This is a genomic window from Flavobacterium xizangense (assembly GCF_054075145.1).
Window position 1 is genome coordinate 1 of sequence record NZ_JBSIPG010000297.1, and the last position, 240, is coordinate 240.

At 37.9% G+C, this 240-nt stretch carries 1 pseudogene; it reads right to left on the reverse strand.

The features are described 5' to 3' along the window. A pseudogene (locus ACWA1B_RS23505) lies at positions 1-240 on the reverse strand (oxygen-independent coproporphyrinogen III oxidase); the annotation flags it as partial.

Here is a 240-nt window from a genome sequence, read left to right on the forward strand (position 1 = left end):
CGGTGTAAATTTCCGTTGTGAGCGGCTTTGTATAAGCTATCTTCAGTCAAGGCAAAATGATCCATACCAATTTCATGATAACCGTTTTGGATAAGCAGTTTTTTGCCAGTCTCGTATAGTTTTCTTTTTTCGGCATCTTTTGGAAGGTTTTCTTCATTAAAGCCGCGTTGTCCGTTTCCTTTTATCCAAGGAACGTGTGCATAGCTGTAAAAAGCTAATCGATCTGGTTTTAATGAATTT